This is a genomic window from Maribacter spongiae, from assembly GCF_047345125.1.
Taxonomy (GTDB): Bacteria; Bacteroidota; Bacteroidia; order Flavobacteriales; family Flavobacteriaceae; genus Maribacter.
Window position 1 is genome coordinate 138,013 of sequence record NZ_JBLFEQ010000005.1, and the last position, 21,177, is coordinate 159,189.

Genomic DNA, 21,177 nt, shown 5'->3' on the forward strand with positions numbered 1-21,177 from the left:
TCTTTGAACAAATTGCTTTCATGAATACAATTTTGGTCGCTAATGAAGTCACCAAACATTTCGGGGAACATACGGCCTTAAAAGATGTTTCTTTAGAGATTCCCAAGAATAGTATATACGGATTGTTGGGTCCCAATGGGGCCGGAAAAACTACCTTGATCAGAATTATCAACCAGATCATTTACCCTGATCAGGGAACGGTTTATTTTGATGGGGAGCGGTTAAAGCCCGAGCACATTGCACAAATAGGTTATTTGCCCGAAGAAAGAGGGCTTTATAAAAGTATGAAGGTTGGTGAACAGGCCCTTTATCTGGCACAGCTTAAGGGAATGTCCAAAACCGATGCCAAAAACAGATTAAAGTATTGGTTTGAAAGGTTGGATATTGGCGATTGGTGGAACAAAAAGATTCAGGAACTTTCCAAGGGAATGGCCCAAAAAGTTCAATTTATAATAACCATATTACACCAACCAAAACTCCTCATATTCGACGAACCATTTAGTGGTTTTGATCCCATAAATGCTAATATAATAAAGGATGAGATTTTGAAACTAAAGGAAGATGGGACCTCTATTATCTTTTCTACCCATAGAATGGAGTCCGTGGAGGAATTATGCGAGTATATCGCCTTGATTCATCGATCCGAAAAAATTTTAGACGGAAAGCTTTCCGAAATAAAGAAAGCCTATAAAAAAAATATTTTTGAAGTAGAGATAGAGACCGATACTCCAGAGGTGCCATTATCCGATATCAAGAACAAATTTCAATTGCTTGACACCGATTTCGATTCCGAGGAAAAACGATTAAATTTATCCGTACAGCTACTTTCCGGTGACTCCAATGGTTTGTTGCAATTTTTGGGAACTAAGGGTAACGTCCGTAGTTTTGTGGAAACCATTCCTTCCGCAAATGATATTTTTATAAGTACGATCAAAAACAAAGGTGTTTTTTATGAATAAACTGCCATTGATCATAAAAAGGGAGTATTTGGCCAAAGTGCGGAATAAGTCTTTCGTCATTATGACTTTTTTGAGCCCCATTCTCATGGTCGGTATGATTTTGCTCATTGCTTATTTGACCAAATTGAACGACAATGAGAAAAGGGTCATTGCCATCCTCAATGAAAGCGATTTTTTCTCCAATGAGTTCATAACATCCGAAAGCACTTCCTTTGTGAAATTTACGGGTATCAATTTGGAACAGGCCAAAGATTCTACCATGAACCTGGGATATCATGGATTGCTTTATTTGCCAAAGGAGGATAATCTTGAGAAAGTGGCCGACCGTTCTTTTTTTTATAGTAAAGAAGCGCCAAATTCATCGGTCTTAAATCAGTTGGAATTAACTATAAAGGAACGATTGCGCCAGGAAAGGCTACGGGAATTGGGGATTTCTACAGAAGAATATGCTCAAATGGACAGCGATTATGAAATCAATACTTCCACATTTGAAGGTATTCGAAACTTAAAGGGAATCAATGAGATAAAAGCATTTATAGGCGGCGGCTTTGGTTATTTGATCATGATGTTCATCATAATCTATGGAGGTTTTGTAATGCGCAGTGTTATAGAGGAAAAAACCAGTAGAATTATCGAAGTGATTATCTCATCGGTAAAACCATTTCAATTAATGTTGGGAAAGATTATCGGCACATCACTAGCGGGAATTACACAATTTGGTATTTGGATCGTTTCCGGTACGTTATTGCTGTTTGTCACCTTTGCGATGTTCGATATTGACCCTTCCGCCTTATCAAAGGGAAGTATGGCACCGGGAATGGGCGTTGGTTCCAATTCGGGGATTTCCGGTATGGATTTGACCATGAAATTATATGCCCAGGAATTATTTTCCATTCCGTGGGCTTTATTGCTATTTTCCTTTATTGTGTATTTTGTTCTCGGATACCTAATATACAGTTCTATTTATGCGGCTATTGGAGCTGCCGTAGATAATGAGACGGATACGCAACAGTTTATATTTCCTATAATCTTACCCTTAATGTTGGCTATTTACGTGGGCTTTTTTTCCGTTTTTAGTAACCCTCACGGACCTATTGCAGTTGGGTTTTCTTTGTTTCCCCTAACATCGCCCATAGTTATGTTAATGAGGTTGCCAGGTGGCATTGGTGAAGGTGGGGTTCCGGTCTGGGAATTGGTGACATCGATATTGATTTTAATAATTACCTTTATTGGTATCGTGTCCTTGGCCGCAAAAATTTACAGAGTGGGAATCTTAATGTACGGTAAAAGACCTAGTTATAAAGAGCTTTTTAAATGGCTCAAGTATTGATCATGATTCAGGAAAAATCGGAAAAAATAAAAGAAATCATAGAAGATGATATCTGGGGTTCTATCCAGGATTTTTTGAACCTGGGCTTTCATTATGGTGAAGGGGAAAAATCCATCCATATTACCATCGGATTATTGTTGTTATTGACCGTTGCCTTTATAACGACCGGTTTTTTCCTAAAATGGATACGTAAACTTTTTACCAGAAAAATGGAGGTTGATGATAAATTGAAATTCATCAGTATTTTCAAATTTATCAAATATGTGGTCTATGTGGTGGTCATACTCTTTACCATGAGTGCGGCAGGAATAGATATTACCATTCTACTAACAGCATCAGCAGCATTATTTGTAGGTCTTGGCCTTGCCCTGCAAGAGCTCTTTCAGGATGTTATTGGTGGTATTTTTATCATTCTGGACAAATCTTTACAAGTGGGGGATATTATTGAAATTAATGGAAAGGTAGGGAAGGTCTTTGAAATTAAATTAAGGACGACCAGAGCTATAACACGGGACGACAAAATAATCATTATCCCCAATCACAAGTTTATTAGTGACATTGTCTATAATTATACCCAAAATCATAAAACCACCCGGGAAACCATTAAAGTAGGTGTAGCCTATGGCAGCAACGTACAATTGATAACCGAAATATTGGAATCTGTAGCACAAGATCAGAAAGGTGTTTTAAAAAACCCCAAACCTTTTGTCCTGTTCGATGATTTTGGAGATTCCGCCTTATTATTTTCCTTGAATTTTTTTATAAGTGATAGTTTTACCGACCCTAAAATAAAAAGTGAACTGCGGTATAAAATAGATGCTGAATTTAGAAAGAACAAAGTTACCATTCCGTTCCCGCAAAGAGATGTACATATTTTTCAACAAATCCCGCCCACTAAGTAGAATAAGGAACATGATACAGATTAAGAATGGAGGTTAGGAGAAGGTTGATGTATGCCTTGGGAGGGATGTTTTTTTGTTTTTTTGGAGAAAGTTTCGCTCAGACACCGGATGTTTTCAGGGCAGAATATATGTTATTGCCCAGAAACGATTCCGGTGCCGAATTGTCCAGGATAAAATTGGTTGCCAACGTACCTATCAAGGTAAGGGATTCAAGCAATATTGTAATAGGAGGGGAGTATAACCTTTTGGCATATGATTTGCAAAGGGATGATGTGTCCATTAGTGGTCAAGGGTTGAATTATTTTCATATAGTGGATTTCAATTTTGCGTATGTGCATAAATATAATCAAGACTGGCGATTGGTAGGAGTGCTTACACCACGCTTGGCTTCCACGTTGACCAATCCATTGGAAAACGGTGACTTTTCCATAAATGCTACTATCGGCGCTTTTAAGAACAGACAAAATATAGATAAACCCATGCGTTTGGTTTTGGGAATTGCCTATAATTCTACAGTGGCGTTACGGATTCCGTTACCCATTGTTTATTATGAAAAGCGATTTCACCCCAATTGGACGTATGTACTGGGCGTACCAAAAACGGGGATGAAATATCATTTTAGAGAGAAAAATATCATACAGGCGGAGTTTATATTGGATGGTTATTTTGTGAATCTCCAAAATGATACGGCTCTGCCCGATGCTGGTTTTGCCTCTTCTATTTCATCATCTGCGGCCCTTGTAACCGTAGGGTATTCCCATAATATCACAAAGGTTATATCTTTTTATGGTTTTGTTGGCCATACACTTTTTCAGGCCGGGGTATTGAGAGATGACGATAGAAACGATATTTTTACATTGAACGACGATCCCAGTTTCTATTTAAGGACGGGATTTAGAATTGGACTTTAAACAATATAGGATTATGTCTAAAATTTTAGTAATTGAGGATGAGTCGGCCATAAGAAGGGTCTTGATCAAAATACTTTCAGAGGAAAACGATACCTATCAGGTCGAAGAAGCGGAAGATGGTCTTAAAGGATTGGAAATTATTAAGAACAATGATTACGATCTGGTACTCTGTGATATAAAAATGCCGAAAATGGATGGCGTTGAGGTATTGGAGGCCGCTAGAAAGATCAAACCGGAAATTCCTTTTATCATGATCTCCGGTCATGGGGATTTGGACACTGCCGTAAATACAATGCGTTTGGGGGCTTTTGATTATATCTCCAAACCGCCGGATTTAAATAGATTGTTGACTACGGTCAGGAATGCCCTGGACCGTAAGGAATTGGTGGTGGAAAATAAAATCCTGAAAAAAAAGGTAGGCAAGAACTATGAAATGGTAGGTGAAAGCAATGAGATAAATGCCATCAAGGATATGATAGAAAAAGTGGCTCCCACGGATGCCAGGGTTTTAATAACCGGTTCCAACGGAACGGGAAAGGAGTTGGTGGCACATTGGTTGCATGAAAAGAGTTCAAGGAGTGCCGCCCCGTTCATTGAAGTGAATTGTGCCGCCATACCATCGGAATTGATAGAAAGTGAATTGTTCGGCCATGTAAAAGGTGCTTTTACCTCTGCCGTAAAAGACAGGGCGGGTAAGTTTGAGGCAGCCAATAAGGGGACCATATTCCTGGATGAAATTGGGGACATGAGCCTTTCCGCACAGGCAAAGGTATTACGGGCATTACAGGAAAGTAAAATTTCCAGGGTAGGAACGGATAAGGACATAAAAGTGAACGTTCGTGTTATTGCAGCTACCAACAAGGACTTGAAGAAAGAGATAGCCGATGGAAAGTTCCGTGAGGATCTGTACCATAGGTTGGCCGTTATCCTTATAAAAGTGCCCGCCTTAAATAAGAGAAGGGACGATATTCCCTTATTGATCGAGCATTTCTCCAAAAAAGTGACGGATGAGCAGGGGATGCCCCCTAAAAGTTTTTCGGATAAAGCAATAACGCTCCTAAAGGATTATGATTGGACCGGTAATATCAGGGAATTGAGAAATGTTGTGGAAAGATTGATCATCCTTGGTGGTACCGAGGTTTCCGAAGCGGATGTTAAGCTTTTTGCAAGTAAATAAGGACAATGTCCAAATAAACTGGGTTTTATGGTCGGGACGGACATTTCCCGATTTGTTTTAGGGCCTGGGCCGTAATTTCTTTGGTCCTAAGATTATAGTATTTTTTTCCTTCGGATAAATTTTTGTTGAGCAATTGCGCTTCACAGTGTTCAAAAATATTTTGAGCGAACGCCTTTGCATCCTTACAGTCAACGGTTTCTACTATTTTGACTAAGGACTTTCTATACTTTTCCAGAGAAATATCGATCCTTTCATTGATTGTTTTAACACCGGACTTTTTGAACATGATCGTGTCCTTGGTATTCAGGACCAAGGTATTGATGCCATATTTACTTTCGTGCAAATGATGTTCCCGTAAGGATTTGATGGCTTCCTGTGTATGGTTCAACGCCCGTTCCAATAAAAGCTTAGTGGTATTTAATGTGGTAGATTTAATGGCGTTTTTTAAATCTTTTAACCCTTCCTCAATACTTATTTCAGCATATTCACAACCACAGGTCGCTAGCTGTTTTCTGGATTTTTCTATGGCATTCAACGCTCTGTAGGCATAAAATCGGGCTTGATTGATATCTTCGGTGCCAATGGCTTTTTCCGTCTGGGATTTGGCAAAACCAATATTGGAACCAGCGTATTCACACTCCAAATCCGTTTTAAAAGATGAGAAAAGGACAAAAACAATAGCACATATAAAGATGTAGGTCTTGTTCATTTGCTTAAAATTTGGGTCGTAAAATTTGGGACTTTTACAAGAGTAAAATTAAGTAAGAATCTTTCTACAAAATGTTTTTTTTCGATAGGCGGTCAATAATTTACGATTAATAGTTAAAAAGATTGTTTTTTAAGTTGAATAACGGCTTTTTTTGACATTGGGTGACTTTGTAACGACTAAAAATTTTATATTTCCCTATGGATTATATAGAAATAGACAAATACATCGCAAAAAAAACGTCAAAAATTTCGGAAATTCCTAATTACGAGGACTTTGGACGTACCGAAAAACAGCTGAAAAAAGATCTTAGACAGACCAGAAGAATGTTGGGTCAATTTCAGGATATGTTATATGCCCATAACAAATATAGTGTCCTCATTTGCCTTCAGGGAATGGACACTGCCGGAAAAGATAGCCTTATCCGGGAAGTTTTTAAGGATTTTAACGTTAGTGGGGTAGAAGTGCACAGTTTTAAGGTCCCTACGGAATTGGAATTGGACCATAATTACTTATGGAGACATTATTTGGTACTGCCCGCAAAGGGTAAGTTCGGGGTCTTTAACAGAACACATTATGAGAATGTATTGGTAACAAGGGTTCATCCGGAATATATCCTAGGAGAACGTATACCTGGTATTCATAAGGTGGAAGATATTGATCAAGATTTTTGGGACAAACGTTTTGAGCAAATAAATAATTTTGAAAGACACCTGTTCGAGAACGGGACCATTATCTTTAAATTCTTTTTGCACCTTTCCAAAGAGGAACAAAGACAACGATTATTAAGAAGACTGTCTATCCGGGAAAAACACTGGAAATTTTCACCCGGTGATCTAAAAGAACGTAAACTATGGGATAGATACCAATCCTGTTACCAAGAGGCCATTTCACGTACCACCCATGAACATGCTCCTTGGTACGTTATTCCCGCAGACAATAAAAAAGCGGCCAGGGTTATTGTGGCAAGTGTTCTTTTGCAAGCGTTAAAAAAGTATAAAGATATTAGGGAGCCTGCCCTGGACGATAAAATATTGGCTAATTTAGACACTTACGAAAAAGAATTGCAAAGTGAACAAAACAAGTAAACTGCTGATTGTACTGTTAAGTACGGTTACTGCCCTAAATGCCCAGGCTGTAGATGAAGCCCAGCTAAAGAAAATTTATGACGCTGCCCTCACTCAAGGAAAAGCATATGATTGGTTGAATTACCTATCCAATCAGATTGGAGGTCGTTTGTCAGGGTCTATTCAGGCGCAACGGGCGGTGGATTATACCAAAATGCAAATGGATTCCTTGAATTTGGACCGGGTATGGCTGCAACCGGTCATGGTTCCCAAATGGGTACGGGGAACAGCAGAATTTGCCTATTTTGAACTAACTCCCGGGGTAACCACCAATGTGCCCATTTGTGCACTTGGCGGCTCCGTGGCTACACCATCAAAGGGTATTAAGGCCAATGTCATTGAAGTTCAAGGGATTGAAGAATTGGCCGGATTGGGCAAAGAAAGTATTGAAGGGAAAATAGTATTCTTTAACAGGCCTATGGATGCCACTGTCATAAATACATTTTCGGCCTATTCCGGTTGTGTAGATCAACGGTATTCAGGAGCGGCAGAGGCTGCCAAATATGGGGCATTAGGGGTCATTGTCCGTTCTATGAACCTTAGATTGGACGATTACCCGCATACGGGTTCCATGGGGTATGGCGATTTGCCCGTTAATGAAAGAATACCCGCCGCGGCGATCAGCACCAATGCCGCCGAGCTTTTGAGCGCATCTTTAAAACTGAATTCGGACATCAAATTCTATTTTAAACAAAATTGCAGACAGTTTGACGATGTCGAGTCCTATAATGTTATCGGAGAAATAAAAGGAAGTGAACATCCGGAAGAAATTATAGTTATAGGAGGACATTTGGATTCGTGGGACTTAGGTGACGGCTCCCATGATGATGGTGCCGGTTGTGTTCAAAGCATGGAAGTATTACATTTATTAAAGAAGACGGGCTACAAACCAAAGCGTACCATTAGGGCGGTACTATTTATGAATGAGGAAAACGGACTTCGTGGCGGAAATGAATATGCCCAAAAGGCAAATGCTAAAAATGAAAAGCACATTTTTGCTCTGGAGAGTGATTCTGGTGGTTTTTCACCCAGGGGATTTTCCTTTGATTGTTCGCAAAGGGATTTGAATCAGGTAAAAAGCTGGGCAAAATTATTCGAACCCTATTATATCCATCTTTTTGTTGAAGGCTATGCTGGTGCCGATATAAATCCATTAAAAAGTGAAGGAATGGTATTGGCCGGCCTACGTCCTGATTCCCAAAGATATTTTGACCATCACCATGCGGAGAACGATACTTTTGAACACATTAATAAAAGGGAATTGGAACTTGGTGCCGCAGCTATGACAAGCTTGGTCTATTTGTTCGATAAATATGGGATTCCCGGAGAATAGGAGACTTTTTTAACCCCAAAGCTCTAAATCCATAAACGTTTAATTTTCCCTACCTTTGCCGCTCATTTAAAAAAAGTGAGATGCAAAACGGAATTTACGCCAAATTCAATACAACAAAAGGCGAAATAACAGTTAAACTTACCCATGAAAAAACACCGGGTACCGTAGGTAATTTTGTGGCCTTGGCAGAAGGCAAAAAAGACAATTCGGCAAAAGCAAAGGGAGAACCTTATTATGACGGATTAAAATTCCATCGGGTAATACCGGATTTTATGATTCAGGGAGGATGCCCTTTAGGAACGGGAACAGGTGACGCCGGCTACAAATTTGATGACGAGTTTCATCCAGAGCTAAAGCATGATACACCAGGAGTATTGTCCATGGCGAATGCCGGTCCGGGAACAAATGGCAGTCAGTTTTTTATTACCCATGTACCCACACCTTGGTTGGATAATAAGCATACCGTTTTCGGACATGTAGATTCAGGCCAAGAAATAGTGGACGAAATTGCACAGGATGATATGATCGGTACTGTGGAAATAATCAGAATAGGTGCCGAGGCGGAAAAATGGGATGCTTTGGCGGCCTTTGAAAAATTTACCTCTTCACGGGAAGAACGAATAGCGGCGGAAAAGGAAGAACAAGCTAAAGCTTTGGATAAAGTATCGGAAGGTTTTGAAATAACGGAATCCGGACTTAGATATAAGATAACTGAAAAAGGTGATGGGCAACAGCCTGAAAAAGGGCAAACCGTATCGGTACATTATGAAGGTTCATTATTAAATGGACAGGTTTTTGATTCTTCGTTTAGTCGCAATCAACCTATTGATTTTCCTCTTGGAATGGGGAACGTAATATCCGGTTGGGATGAAGGTATTGGTCTTTTACATGTTGGTGACAAGGCAAGATTCGTTATTCCTTCTGACTTGGGGTATGGAGCTGCCGGTGCTGGCGGAGGGATTATACCGCCAAATGCAACATTAATATTCGATGTAGAATTGGTCGGCGTAAAATAAATTTAGAACACATATCTTATTTCGAGGCACCTTGATCATTAATTGATCGGGGTGTTTTTTTATTTGGCCCTGGACAGGCTAAAGATAAAGAGTAATAAATTCACTAAAATGAGAATAAGTACGATGGCTAAAAATGTTTTCATTATAATGGATTAAGGGGTTGTTAGACTATATATACAACAATCCATATAAATAAAACCCTACCCTTTTAAGTGTAAAAAATTATTTTTTAAGGCCCATAATACTGCCCAAAAGCATGGCCACATTTACTAATATTAAAACAAAAAGTACTCCGAAGAAAGTTGTCATAGGTTGATATAAGTTTTTGGGGAAACTTGTAATTTGTTTAATCTTAAGATGTGAAAAACCTTAAAAGGTTGCGTAGGGGATAAACAAAAATATAATAAAAAATGTAATTTTTCCTACAAAAAAGAAAAAAGAGTATGAAAAAGCCCGAACAATTGTTCGGGCTTCGCTTATAAAAAAGTCAATTCTTTACCTAGTCAATTACTTTCACATTAACGGCGTTCAATCCTTTTTTACCTTGTTGTAGTTCAAATTCCACAACATCGCCTTCACGAACTTCATCGATTAAGCCCGAAATGTGTACAAAATGATCTGTGTTTGAACCATCTTCAGTGATAAATCCATAACCTTTGGAATCATTGAAGAATTTAACTGTTCCTTTACTCATAATAAAAAAATTAAATATTAATTAAGGTGCGAAGATAGTATTTAAATATTTAATCTATTGTTATTTACTAAGTTATATTAAGGTTAACTGTAATCGGATTTTATGTGAACAGCAAAAAAGATTTAAACGCTAAGCTGTAGGATCCGGGGTCATTCTTAAATATGGTTTTACTTCTGTAACTCCTTTATTGAACATTTCTTTGGCATCATGCGTAGAAATAGCGGGACTCACGACCACATCTTGTCCGTTTTCCCAATTGGCGGGAGTGGCTACCTTATGGTAGGCCGTTAATTGCAAAGAATCCACTACCCTTAATAGCTCATAGAAATTACGGCCTGTGGAGGCAGGATAGGTAAGGGTCAGCTTTACGCTTTTATCGGGCGCGATAATAAATACGGAACGTACGGTAAGATTATTATCCGCATTGGGGTGGATCATATCATAAAGATCGGAGACTTTTTTATCCTCATCCGCAATAATCGGAAAATTTACGGTGGTATTTTGAACCTCGTTGATGTCCTTTATCCATTCCATATGAGAGGCGGCACCATCAACACTTAATGCCAACATTTTTACGTTACGTTTGTCAAATTCGCCCTTGAATTTTGCTGCAGTCCCCAATTCGGTAGTGCAAACAGGGGTAAAATCTGCCGGATGTGAAAAGAGTATTCCCCAGGAATCTCCTAAATAATCATATAAATTGATGGTTCCTTCGGAACTGTCCGCAGTAAAATTCGGTGCTTTATCGCCTAATCGTATTGTAGCCATGATTTTTTGATTTTAATTACCCATAAATTTAATGGATTACAGGGATCAGATCCCTTTTTAAAGTTAAAAATGTATTAAAGTTTGTTATTTTTAACATATGGAAAACCTAGAAAAATTACGTTATCCCATAGGCAAGTTTGAAATGCCCATAGTTGTTTCTTCCAAACAAATTTCGGAATGGATAGCTGTATTGGAATCGTTGCCCGATAAATTGTCCGATTTGGTAATGTCCCTTACGGATGAACAATTGGATACACCGTACAGGCCCGAAGGTTGGACGGTCAGGCAATTGGTCCATCATATTTCGGATAGTCACCACCATAGTTATATCCGATTTAAGTGGGCCATGACAGAAGAAACCCCTTTGATAAAGCCATATCAGGAAAAGGAATGGTCCAAGTTGTTCGATGCCCGAACCGCTCCTATCCAGATGTCCTTAAATCATCTAAAGGCGGTTCATGTCAAATTGGTTTATTTTCTTAGGGGTTTATCACCAGAGGATTTAGGGCGAAGGTTTAGACACCCCGTTGGAAATACACAGACTTCACTCGTAGAAAATATAGGAAGGTATGCTTGGCATAGCGATCATCATTTTGCCCATATTCAAAATTTGATCAAAAAAAAGGGGTGGTAACTAAAGACCGATCCATTTAATATTACAACCGATACTTGGTTTTTGATAGGTATCGATTTCTTTTCCGCTTAAAAGGGCATCTAGTGCCTTTCTCAAATCCTTACCGGTCAGGGGGAGTCCGTTGCCCGGTCTGGAATCATCCAATTGACCTCGATACACTAATTTTAAATCTTCATCGAAGAGATAAAAATCAGGGGTACAAGCGGCATCATAGGCCTTGGCTATTTCCTGTGTCTCGTCGTATAGATAAGGAAATGAATACCCTTCGGTCTTTGCTTTGATTTTCATAAGATTGGGAGCGTCCTGTGGGTAATTTTCAATATCATTACTGGAAATGGCAATGAACCCTATCCCTTTTTCCTGATAGTCCCTGGCCAATTTGGTGATTTCAGGGTTTACATGTATCACGAAAGGACAATGATTACAAATGAACATGATTACCGTCCCCTTTTCACCTTTTGTTGTGTGGAGGTTTAGCGTTTCTTCGGTTACGGTATCCATTGAGTTAAATTCAGGTGCGATCGTTCCTAAAGACAACATATTACTTTCTGTTCTGGCCATGATTATACTGGATTTTGGGGTATAAAGTTAAGCCTATTTCCGTTGGTACATAAACCTATGTACATATTTTATGGCTTTATTAAAATAGTGATTTCGCCAGTTGATCGTTTGGAAAAATTTGTCTGTTCGGATTTACATCATTTCTCCAAAGAAAATGGCGTTCATCAATAATTTATTGGTACCGTACCAAAAGGCCCTAAAATTAGTATTATCCGTGAATGCCATAACCTTTCCTTTACCCAGTTGTTGTACCTGAAAGGGGACGGAATTTTTAAGCAATTCCAGGTTTTCCCCTGAAATATAACCGCTCATTAATGGGGTATTGGTGTACTTGATCGGGTTGTTATAACTGTCCTTGTCCGGTTCTATATAAATGTTGGTATTTCTAAATAATGGCAACTTGTCGTTCTTATAACCAAAATTAATGGGATGGGAACGATCTAATTTAGCTTCAAATATGGCACCACCGGTAACTTGCGCCCCATTAAAATCCCGCTTTTGGTCAAAAGAAATATGTTTGGCTATTAGGCTATCTTTTTTGAATTTCAATTTCATAAAATCGTTCTTATTGAACCATTCAGCAACGGTCCTATAGCCTATTAAAGTCCCTCCCGACTTCACCCAATCTTTTAGTTTGGCCGTATTCTTTTTGCTCAGCGCAGTGTTAGTGGCACTAGGAATTATAATATCCGTGTACTGATTCAGATTTGCGGAACCCAAATAGCGGATATCTATTTTGGTAAGATCGATGTTGTATCGGGTATCGAACAAATGCCAAATTTCGCCCGCATCATAGGCGCGTATTCCATCGCCCACTAAAATGGCAATTTTTTGCTTCTTGATAGGATCAAAATCATTGCTCCCCAAATCAATGCCCTTGGCCAATCCTGTTCCTACGCTTGTTATGTTCAAGCGACTATCCCTTGCTACTTGGGTTAAAAATTGATAAAGCTCACTTGGATTCAGTTCCTGATTTTGAACGGGAATCATTATAGTACCATAATCGTACCTCTTTCCTTTTAACACAAATGGCGATTTTGCCACCTTTGCCCGCAACCCTTTTTCAACGATCATATTCAAGGCTTTAGGCGTATAATATTCGTTCCATTCGAATAAATAAGCATAATTGCTTTGGTCGTTAACAGTTCCTGAAAGTGGACGGAGTTCCGCAATTGGCGATCCGGCATTGGAAAGTGAGGAAACTTCCGTATAATCTACATTAAATGCCAAAGGAAAGGTCCAGGCCGAAACATCGTAAAAGAGACTGTCCGTAAACGTGGTGCGTTTTTCGAACATGGCCTGGACCAATCTTGGATTTTTTTGGTCTGTAGGAATCACATAACTTTTTCCTTTGGTATAGGATTTGCCGTTTAGGGTAACATTATTGGCCAATTCATGGATCTTTATTTTATGGCGCTGCATGATTTCCGCCAAATGCCAGGCCTTGGCCCCATCTTTATTATCGCCAAAAATAATTCCCTTGGTCTTATTTTTGTCCACTTCGTTTTTTATGTCCCGATAAAATTGTCGCTGATAGTTCAATATTTTTTCCCGCATAGTACTGGCCGCTTCAATGGTGGACAAAGCGGTCGTGAGTTGATTTCTAATTGTAAAAGGAAAAGTCAATAATCCATTTTCACTTTCCTGTATATGACCTCTTGAACTCCCCTGCTCAAAAAGGATACCAATACTGCCGTTAACATCGGGGAAGGTGGATCCTTTTCCATAGTAATAATCGTCATATCCTTCTTCGGAATAGTATAAAGAACCTATTTTATCCAAGGCTTTGGCATGGTAAGTGCCCATCTCCCTGGTCAGTTCCTGATTCATTTTGGAGGTCAAGGGATGCACTCTATCGGGTTCCCCAGGTTGGAAAAAGAAGGTGGAATTGGTTCCCATTTCATGATGATCAGTAAGGACGTTGGGAAGCCATTTATGAAAAGTTTCTATTCTGGCCCTGCTTTCGGGTAATTGTACGGGGAGCCAATCCCTGTTCATATCGAACCAATAATGATTGGTTCTTCCTCCCGGCCATACTTCATGATATTCACGTTCGTTGGTATCGGCGTTAAGATTTATATTTTTGTTCGTATTGGCCCAATAGGCAAATCGTTGCAATCCGTCCGGGTTGAATGAAGGATCCAATAAAATAACCATATTATTCAATATAACTTCTATCTCAGGACCTTGTGCCGCTGCCAGATAGTACGCATAGGCGAGGGCGGCATTGGAACCACTGGGCTCATTGCCGTGTATGGAAAAACCTTGGTACACAATAATAGGCATCTGGGATATAGGCGCAGTGTTCCCATTTTCCGATAATGCCATATGTTCCTTTTGGATCTGATCTAAATTGTTGTGGTTGTTCGGTGCAGTTACCGTAAGCAATAAAATAGGCCGGCCCTCAAAGGTTTCGCCCCTATTTTCTATGGTTATGCGATCACTGGCTTTTGCCAGAGTTTGCATATAGAACATCAACTTGTCATGAGTAACATGCCATGCCCCCACTTCATGACCTATAACATCTTTTGGTTTTGGAATGGATTCATCATAGGAAATTCCCTGGGGCAGGTAATAATTCAGGTTTAAAGGTTCCTGTGCAAGGGATACCAAACTGTTCATTAACAATAGGAGGGTCAAAACTTTTTTCATGGGAACTGGAATTAGCTATGGATAAAAATAAAAAACGGCCCTTATAATGAAGGACCGTTATCATTTTTTTGTCATCAAAAATTAAATGTCATCAAAATCAACGTCCGTAAAGCTTTCGGTAGAAGGCACTTCTACCGCTGGTTTTTCCTCCTCTTCTTTTTTGAAATCTTTTTGATGTCTTTCTGAAATTACTTCAGATCCTTTTTCACTGATAATAAAATCCATCATTTCTTCTACATTTTCCTTAAAGGCTTCAAAATCTTCCTTGTATAGGTAAATTTTGTGCTTTTTGTAATGAAAGGAGCCATCTTCATGGGTAAACTTTTTACTTTCTGTAATCGTTAGATAATAATCTCCAGCTTTGGTGCTTCTTACATCAAAGAAGTAAGTTCTTCTTCCCGCTCTTAAAACTTTGGAGTGAATTTCTTCCTGGTCCATTAAATCTCTATCGCTCATTTTCTATCTTTAAAATGTCTGATTATTCTATCAAAAATGAAAAAAAAAACGTTATCCAACAACAATTTTCTAGTTTTCTTTCTCCGCAAGTTGATTCCGGTAGAGCTCTTTGTAGTACCCCTCTACCATATTTAATTCTTCATGGGTGCCTTCCTGTAGTAATCTGCCCCCCTCTAAAACCAGTATTTTATCCGCATTCTTTGCCGAGGAAACCCTATGGCTGACAATGAGCGTGGTACGGTCATTGGAAGCCTTTTTTAGATTGGAGAGTATTTCTTCTTCCGTTTCGGTATCTACGGCGGACAAGCAGTCATCGAATAAATAAATCTGTGGATCTTTCATCAAGGCCCTGGCAATGGAAACCCTTTGCTTTTGACCTCCGCTTAAGGTGATGCCCCGTTCCCCGAGAACAGTATCGTATTTTTTGCTGAACCCCATTATATTTTTATGGACCACCGCATCTTTGGCCACCTTCATGACCGCTTCATCGGTAGCATTATGTTTACCGAATTTAATATTGTTCTTTATGGTGTCCGAAAATAAAAAAGCATCCTGTGGAACCGTACCGATAGCTTTACGGAGATTGGTCAGTCCTATTTTTTTGATCGGTTTACCATCTATTAAAATTTCGCCCGAGGAAACATCGTATAACCTGGTCATCAGATCCAGAATGGTAGATTTTCCAGAACCTGTCTTACCGATAATGGCCGCCGTCTCTCCTTCGTTAATAGTAAACGAAAGGTTTTTTAGGGCGATAATCTCGGTATCCTCATATGTAAAACTTACGTTCTTGAATTCTATCTTCCCTTTAATAATATGGGGTCCGACCGATTCTTCCTTCAATTCAGGTTCTTCTTTTAAAAATTCATTGATGCGTTTTTGGCTGGCCTCTGCCCTTTGTATGATTGAAGTTAACCAGCCTACAATGGCTACCGGCCAGGTAAGCATATTTACGTAAAGAATAAATTCGGCGATCAATCCCACTCCAATTTCCCCATTAATATACTGCATGCCCCCAATATATATGACCAATATATTACTCACGCCTATCAGTAGGATCATCAAAGGGAAAAACCAGGCATTTACCTTGGCCAAACTCATGCTCTTATTCTTTCCTTCATTGGCTAGAACACCTAATTCCATATTTGTTCGCGGTTCCAAGGTATAGGCCTTGATTACCGAAACACCTGAAAATACCTCTTGGGTAAAAGTGGAGAGGGTAGAAAGATATTCCTGTACCACGGTACTTCTTTTATGGATAACCTTACTTATTTGATAGATCAAGATAGAAAGTACCGGCAGGGGCAATAACGTATAAGCAGCCAGGGTAGGGGCTTTAATGAACATTAAGGGTATCAAACAAGCAAAGAGGGTCAAGGTCTGCATGCCGTACATTATGGCCGGACCGGCATACATACGTACCTGGTTTACATCCTCGCTTATACGGTTCATAAGGTCGCCCGTTCTATTTTTTTTATAGAAACCGAGATTTAATATTTGATAATGGTCAAATATCTCATTCTTTAGGTCATATTCAATGTACCTGGATACATTAATAATGGTCTGTCTCATGAGAAAAGTGAAAAAACCTGATAATAAGGCCGCTCCTATAATAATTAAAATATATTCGGTGAGGAATGATTTAGCGGCTGTTTTGGTTATTTCGGAACCTATGGATTGTTCTACTACCGAGATGATCTTGTTCACATAAGAAGGCATGACCAATTGAAATAGTCTGGCTATAACAGTAATTATTATTCCCACCAAGAGCTTAAGCCAATATTTTTTGAAGTATTTATTAAGATACTTAAGTTCCTTCATCTGTAACAGCTAAAAAAGGTTTGATTTTCTTTGGTTTCCAAAGATAGGTTTTTGCTATAGAAGCAAATGTTATAAAATACCTAAGATAAATTAAGAATGTCTTTGTAGCGACATGATTAGATGCTTATTTTTGTAAGCTGAAAAATCTATCATAAAACTAAAGGTTCTTTAACATGCTTACACGAAGACATATCAGGGTTAAGGTAATGCAGTGTATTTACGCCCTGATCCAATCCAAAGACGATTCACTACAAAAACAGGAGAAGTTTTTAAAAGTAAGCATAGAGAATACATATACATTATATCTTCTATGGTTAAGTCTGTTTGTCGAGATACATCAAAAAGCCGGGGAGCAATTAAGGCTGTCCTCAAAAAAGTATCTCGATAGACCCAGTGGTACATTATTGAATTTGGAGAAATTGGTTCAAAATAAGGTGCTACGACAGTTAAGTGAAAACAAGCTTTTAAAAGAGGAACTTTCTAGGAGAAAATTGAATAATTGGTACCTGAACGAGGAGTATGTGAAACTTATCTATAAGGATATTGTTGAAAGTGAGATTTACAAGCGGTACATAACTAAGGAAGAATTGAATTATCAAAGTGATAAAGAATTGATTCTTGATCTTTTTAAAGAAATAATAGCACCAAACGATAAAATTTACGAATACTTTGAGGATGATAAATTAACATGGGTGGACGATATCCCCATTGTAAACACCTTTTTGTTGAAGCATTTGAAAAAATCCCAGGAACATCAAGGCGATGCCTATTTTTTACCACGGTTACTCAAGGATAAAGAAGATTTGGATTTTGCCAATAAATTACTTGCCAAAACACTTTTGCAAAATGAAAAACTGGAAAAGGAAATTGAAGGTAAAACACCTAATTGGGATAAAGATCGTATAGCCGATGTTGATTCTATATTGTTAAAAATGGCTATCTGTGAGTTGCTTAATTTTTCTTCTATCCCCGAACGGGTTACCATTAATGAATACCTGGAAATAGCCAAAGAATATTCTACCCCCAAAAGCAGTATATTCATTAATGGGATATTGGATAAGTTGACCAAAGAATATAAAGTTGCCGGCAAACTCAATAAAGTGGGGAGAGGATTATTATGAAAATATTTTCTAATTTTACGTTCGAATTAAAAAATTAATAATGAAAAAAATTGTTTTGACGATTGGTTTGGTTTCCTTTTTGGCATTTACCTCTTGCAAAGAAAAGGCTTCTAGTAAAATAAATACGGATAATGTAGCGGAAGCTGCTCAAAGAGATGAGGCGGCCAAGGCCCTTCCTATAATGAGTTTTGAGAAGACCGAACATGACTTTGGTACAATTGAACAAGGCACCCCACAGGAAACGGCGTTTAAGTTTACGAATACGGGAAATGCCCCGTTGATTATTACAAATGCCAAGAGTAGCTGTGGTTGTACCGTTCCAAACCCGCCCAAAGAACCCATTGCCCCGGGCGCATCGAGCGAACTTATGGTTAAGTTCAACGGGGCAGGACAAAACCAGGTCACTAAGACCATTACGGTGACGGCGAATACGAAAAAAGGTACCGAGCTTATAAAGATCAAGGCTTTTGTAAACCCTAAAGGAGCCACGCCCTTAGGTCCGGTTAAATAATTTTTTAATTTTTGAACATAAATAATACCAAGATATGGGTGATATAGGACAGTTTCTTCCAATGATTTTGATTTTTGCGGTGGCATATTTTTTTATGATCCGCCCACAAATGAAAAGACAAAAAGATGAGAAGAAATTTTCGACCGAATTAAAACGTGGCGATCGTGTAATTACTAAAAGTGGACTGCACGGAAAAGTAGTAGAATTAAATGATAAGGATTTTTCATGCGTGTTGGAAACAATGGCAGGAAAATTAAAGTTTGACCGTTCCGCCATATCCATGGAGATGAGCAAAAAAATAAACGCTCCGGCCAAAAAATAAAGATTTAAATTCGAGTAAGAAAGGCACCGTTGGACACAACGGTGCCTTTCTTTTTTTAAATATCGTATTTTTTACTTTTTTAACGAGATCGAACTACTGGAAAAATCGATTCAAATATTTTTAGGTTTTGAGCTTTAGCGTATTTTTTTATTAAAACCTTATCAAATAACGGTGCAGTTTTGCCTCAAACTACATCAAAAGTGATTTATAAAAGAAGTGGTCGTACAAGTGTAGACAGATTCTTGAATAGTTGTATTACCTGTACTTGTCGTTCAGCCCTATGCCTTCCAGTATCATAGGAAGTATTTTCTCCAATCTGGAAAGTTTTGTTTTTTCTTGTTTGGCGGTTACAATATATTCCACATATTCTTTTTGCTTGTAGAACGATAATTTTTCAAAGGCCTTTTTTAAATGGAGGTCTTTTTTTAGAGCTGCCTTCAGTAATTCAGGGACTGCTATCTTAGTTGCCTTTTTTCTTTTAGGAACCAGTTGCATACCCTTTTTCTGGTTTTCGATAGCTTCTTTCATATAAGCTAAAATCTCAACTTCATCAATATCCCCAATGTTTTTAAATTTCCACTGTCGCATGGCCTGGGTCTTACCATCTTGGGCATTCTTCAATACACGTTTTGGATCGTTGAGAAACACTCCGTTAAAAAACCATATCCCAAAATGGTGTTTGAATTTACAGATGGCCAATACGTTTTTTCCATCAATGGTGTATGTTGGGAACATCCACTTAAAGGTTTCTTCCAAGTTTAATTTAAGGGCAAAATCCCTTAATGTACCAATGGCCTTTTTGTAATGATGCTCCTCGGCATAATATGCTTCAACTTTTTCTGCTCTGTCCATTTCAATAATCAATAATCGGGGAATAATTTTTGTGCAATGAATGGAATATAAATGAATTATATTAAAATCAGAATATTGTTATTTAGCTTTTTTTGCAGTAAGTTCAGAAATTTTAACAATAGTCTCAACGGCTTTCTGCATACTTTCTACGGGAACATATTCGTACTTGCCGTGGAAATTATGCCCGCCCGCAAAAATATTAGGGCAGGGAAGCCCCATAAAACTTAATTGAGAGCCATCCGTTCCTCCACGTATGGGTTTTATAATAGGGGTTATCCCTATTTCTTCCATAGCTTCTTTAGCAATATCCACAATATGCATTACAGGCTCGATTTTCTCGCGCATATTGTAGTATTGATCTTTTATCCCGATTTCGATACAGTTATTGTTCTTGAGGTTAAGCTCATGGACCATTTGTGTCAATAATTGTTTCTTTTGTTCAAACGCAACCCTATCGTGGTCACGGATAATCAATCCGATCTCTGTTTTTTCAATAGTTCCGTTTATATCATGAACGTGAAAAAAACCTTCACGATCTGCAGTTTTTTCAGGTATTTCATACTCGGGTAATTCCGAAATGATTTTGTTCGCGATCAAAATGGCATTTACCATTTTACCTTTTGCGTAACCCGGATGTACACTTTTTCCGTGTACGGTTATTTTTGCACCTGCCGCATTAAAGTTTTCATATTCCAGTTCCCCAATTTGACTCCCGTCCATAGTATAGGCCCATTCCGCTCCAAATGCCGGAACATCAAATTTATGGGCGCCCCTTCCTATTTCTTCATCTGGCGTAAAGCCGACCCTGATTTTTCCATGCTTTATTTCCGGATGTGCTATAAGGTATTCCATAGCGGTCATAATTTCGGCAATGCCGGCCTTATCATCTGCTCCTAACAATGTGGTACCGTCCGTGGTTATCAAAGTTTGGCCTTTATATTCCAGCAAGTCCTCAAAATAATCGGGTGAAAGGATAATATTTTGTGCGGCATTCAATACAATATCTTGACCATCATAATTTTCGATGATTTTGGGGTTTACACGAGTGCCGGAAAAATCAGGGGTCGTATCAAAATGAGAAATAAAACCGATTGTAGGAACATCGTGGTCAACATTACCGGGTAAAGTGGCCATAATATAGGCGTTTTCATCAATAGTAACCTCTTGCATTCCAATGCTCTTGAGTTCTTCTACAAGCTTGGTTGCCAAATCCCACTGTTTTTGAGTACTTGGGGTGGTGTCTGAAGTGGGATCGCTTTGTGTATCTATTTTTACATAGCCTATAAAGCGATCTATAATGTTTTTCATCAAATATGATTTTAAT

At 38.7% G+C, this 21,177-nt stretch carries 21 protein-coding genes; 12 read left to right on the top strand and 9 right to left on the bottom strand.

Going from position 1 to position 21,177, the window contains the following annotated elements:
- The first annotated feature begins 20 nt into the window (after nucleotides 1-20).
- The 5 genes from ACKWB9_RS08725 to ACKWB9_RS08745 are packed head-to-tail and all read left to right on the top strand — an operon-like array spanning nucleotide 21 to nucleotide 5,279.
- Complete coding sequence (locus ACKWB9_RS08725) at nucleotides 21-959, top strand: ABC transporter ATP-binding protein (RefSeq protein ID WP_414002629.1); 939 nt, start codon at nucleotides 21-23, stop codon at nucleotides 957-959.
- Complete coding sequence (locus tag ACKWB9_RS08730; RefSeq protein ID WP_414002630.1) at nucleotides 952-2,289, top strand: ABC transporter permease; 1,338 nt, start codon at nucleotides 952-954, stop codon at nucleotides 2,287-2,289. Before ACKWB9_RS08725 ends, ACKWB9_RS08730 begins: the two co-directional genes overlap by 8 nt.
- Nucleotides 2,274-3,191 (top strand): mechanosensitive ion channel family protein, encoded by a 918-nt coding sequence (locus ACKWB9_RS08735; protein ID WP_414002631.1) that lies wholly within the window; start codon nucleotides 2,274-2,276, stop codon nucleotides 3,189-3,191. Before ACKWB9_RS08730 ends, ACKWB9_RS08735 begins: the two co-directional genes overlap by 16 nt.
- 26 nt (nucleotides 3,192-3,217) lie before the next feature.
- Nucleotides 3,218-4,102: a DUF6268 family outer membrane beta-barrel protein gene (locus ACKWB9_RS08740; RefSeq protein ID WP_414002632.1), complete on the top strand. Its 885-nt coding sequence runs from the start codon at nucleotides 3,218-3,220 to the stop codon at nucleotides 4,100-4,102.
- Nucleotides 4,103-4,115: 13 nt separating this feature from the next.
- Complete coding sequence (locus ACKWB9_RS08745; protein WP_414002633.1) at nucleotides 4,116-5,279, top strand: sigma-54-dependent transcriptional regulator; 1,164 nt, start codon at nucleotides 4,116-4,118, stop codon at nucleotides 5,277-5,279.
- Between the two features lie 25 nt (nucleotides 5,280-5,304).
- On the opposite strand, the gene ACKWB9_RS08750 is transcribed toward ACKWB9_RS08745, so the two are convergent.
- Entirely contained in the window at nucleotides 5,305-5,988 is a 684-nt protein-coding gene (locus ACKWB9_RS08750; protein ID WP_414002634.1) for a hypothetical protein, read from the bottom strand.
- Nucleotides 5,989-6,185: 197 nt separating this feature from the next.
- Here ACKWB9_RS08750 and ACKWB9_RS08755 point away from each other — a divergent pair, with 197 nt between their 5' ends.
- The 3 genes from ACKWB9_RS08755 (at nucleotide 6,186) to ACKWB9_RS08765 (ending at nucleotide 9,461) form a co-directional block, all read left to right on the top strand.
- Nucleotides 6,186-7,073 (top strand): PPK2 family polyphosphate kinase, encoded by an 888-nt coding sequence (locus ACKWB9_RS08755; RefSeq protein WP_414002635.1) that lies wholly within the window; start codon nucleotides 6,186-6,188, stop codon nucleotides 7,071-7,073.
- Nucleotides 7,057-8,445 (top strand): M28 family peptidase, encoded by a 1,389-nt coding sequence (locus ACKWB9_RS08760; RefSeq protein ID WP_414002636.1) that lies wholly within the window; start codon nucleotides 7,057-7,059, stop codon nucleotides 8,443-8,445. Before ACKWB9_RS08755 ends, ACKWB9_RS08760 begins: the two co-directional genes overlap by 17 nt.
- A gap of 80 nt (nucleotides 8,446-8,525) precedes the next feature.
- Nucleotides 8,526-9,461 (top strand): peptidylprolyl isomerase, encoded by a 936-nt coding sequence (locus ACKWB9_RS08765; protein WP_414002637.1) that lies wholly within the window; start codon nucleotides 8,526-8,528, stop codon nucleotides 9,459-9,461.
- Between the two features lie 499 nt (nucleotides 9,462-9,960).
- Here the strand turns inward: ACKWB9_RS08765 and ACKWB9_RS08770 are convergent, their stop codons facing one another.
- A complete protein-coding gene (locus ACKWB9_RS08770) occupies nucleotides 9,961-10,155 on the bottom strand; it encodes a cold-shock protein (RefSeq protein WP_138257532.1) in 195 nt (64 codons plus the stop codon).
- 129 nt (nucleotides 10,156-10,284) lie between these two features.
- Complete coding sequence (locus ACKWB9_RS08775) at nucleotides 10,285-10,923, bottom strand: peroxiredoxin (protein ID WP_414002638.1); 639 nt, start codon at nucleotides 10,921-10,923, stop codon at nucleotides 10,285-10,287.
- Nucleotides 10,924-11,020: 97 nt separating this feature from the next.
- Between ACKWB9_RS08775 and ACKWB9_RS08780 the strand changes: the two genes are divergently transcribed.
- A complete protein-coding gene (locus ACKWB9_RS08780; RefSeq protein ID WP_414002639.1) occupies nucleotides 11,021-11,557 on the top strand; it encodes a YfiT family bacillithiol transferase in 537 nt (178 codons plus the stop codon).
- On the opposite strand, the gene ACKWB9_RS08785 is transcribed toward ACKWB9_RS08780, so the two are convergent.
- The 4 genes from ACKWB9_RS08785 to ACKWB9_RS08800 all read right to left on the bottom strand — a co-directional run bounded on the left by ACKWB9_RS08785 (nucleotide 11,558) and on the right by ACKWB9_RS08800 (nucleotide 17,047).
- Nucleotides 11,558-12,118, bottom strand: a complete 561-nt coding sequence (locus ACKWB9_RS08785; protein WP_414002640.1) for a thioredoxin family protein — start codon at nucleotides 12,116-12,118, stop codon at nucleotides 11,558-11,560.
- Between the two features lie 132 nt (nucleotides 12,119-12,250).
- The gene (locus ACKWB9_RS08790) at nucleotides 12,251-14,770 is read right to left on the bottom strand and encodes a M14 family zinc carboxypeptidase (RefSeq protein ID WP_414002641.1); all 2,520 of its coding nucleotides are present in this window, start codon (nucleotides 14,768-14,770) and stop codon (nucleotides 12,251-12,253) included.
- Nucleotides 14,771-14,851: 81 nt separating this feature from the next.
- Nucleotides 14,852-15,226, bottom strand: coding sequence for a PUR family DNA/RNA-binding protein (locus ACKWB9_RS08795; RefSeq protein WP_414002642.1), 375 nt, complete (start codon nucleotides 15,224-15,226; stop codon nucleotides 14,852-14,854).
- A gap of 69 nt (nucleotides 15,227-15,295) precedes the next feature.
- Complete coding sequence (locus ACKWB9_RS08800; RefSeq protein ID WP_414002643.1) at nucleotides 15,296-17,047, bottom strand: ABC transporter ATP-binding protein; 1,752 nt, start codon at nucleotides 17,045-17,047, stop codon at nucleotides 15,296-15,298.
- A 206-nt stretch (nucleotides 17,048-17,253) separates the two neighbouring features.
- Between ACKWB9_RS08800 and nusB the strand changes: the two genes are divergently transcribed.
- From nusB to yajC, 3 genes are read left to right on the top strand one after another with little or no spacing between them, the layout of a single operon-like run.
- Nucleotides 17,254-18,168 carry a transcription antitermination factor NusB gene (nusB, locus tag ACKWB9_RS08805; protein ID WP_414002644.1) on the top strand — a complete coding sequence of 305 codons (915 nt, stop codon included), beginning with the start codon at nucleotides 17,254-17,256 and terminating at the stop codon, nucleotides 18,166-18,168.
- 40 nt (nucleotides 18,169-18,208) lie between these two features.
- The gene (locus tag ACKWB9_RS08810; RefSeq protein WP_414002645.1) at nucleotides 18,209-18,679 is read left to right on the top strand and encodes a DUF1573 domain-containing protein; all 471 of its coding nucleotides are present in this window, start codon (nucleotides 18,209-18,211) and stop codon (nucleotides 18,677-18,679) included.
- A 34-nt stretch (nucleotides 18,680-18,713) separates the two neighbouring features.
- Complete coding sequence (gene yajC / locus ACKWB9_RS08815) at nucleotides 18,714-19,001, top strand: preprotein translocase subunit YajC (protein WP_414002646.1); 288 nt, start codon at nucleotides 18,714-18,716, stop codon at nucleotides 18,999-19,001.
- A 255-nt stretch (nucleotides 19,002-19,256) separates the two neighbouring features.
- On the opposite strand, the gene ACKWB9_RS08820 is transcribed toward yajC, so the two are convergent.
- Nucleotides 19,257-19,853 carry a YdeI/OmpD-associated family protein gene (locus tag ACKWB9_RS08820; RefSeq protein WP_414002647.1) on the bottom strand — a complete coding sequence of 199 codons (597 nt, stop codon included), beginning with the start codon at nucleotides 19,851-19,853 and terminating at the stop codon, nucleotides 19,257-19,259.
- Nucleotides 19,854-19,931: 78 nt separating this feature from the next.
- Nucleotides 19,932-21,161 (bottom strand): peptidase T, encoded by a 1,230-nt coding sequence (gene pepT / locus ACKWB9_RS08825; protein ID WP_414002648.1) that lies wholly within the window; start codon nucleotides 21,159-21,161, stop codon nucleotides 19,932-19,934.
- Between the last annotated feature and the right edge of the window lie 16 nt (nucleotides 21,162-21,177).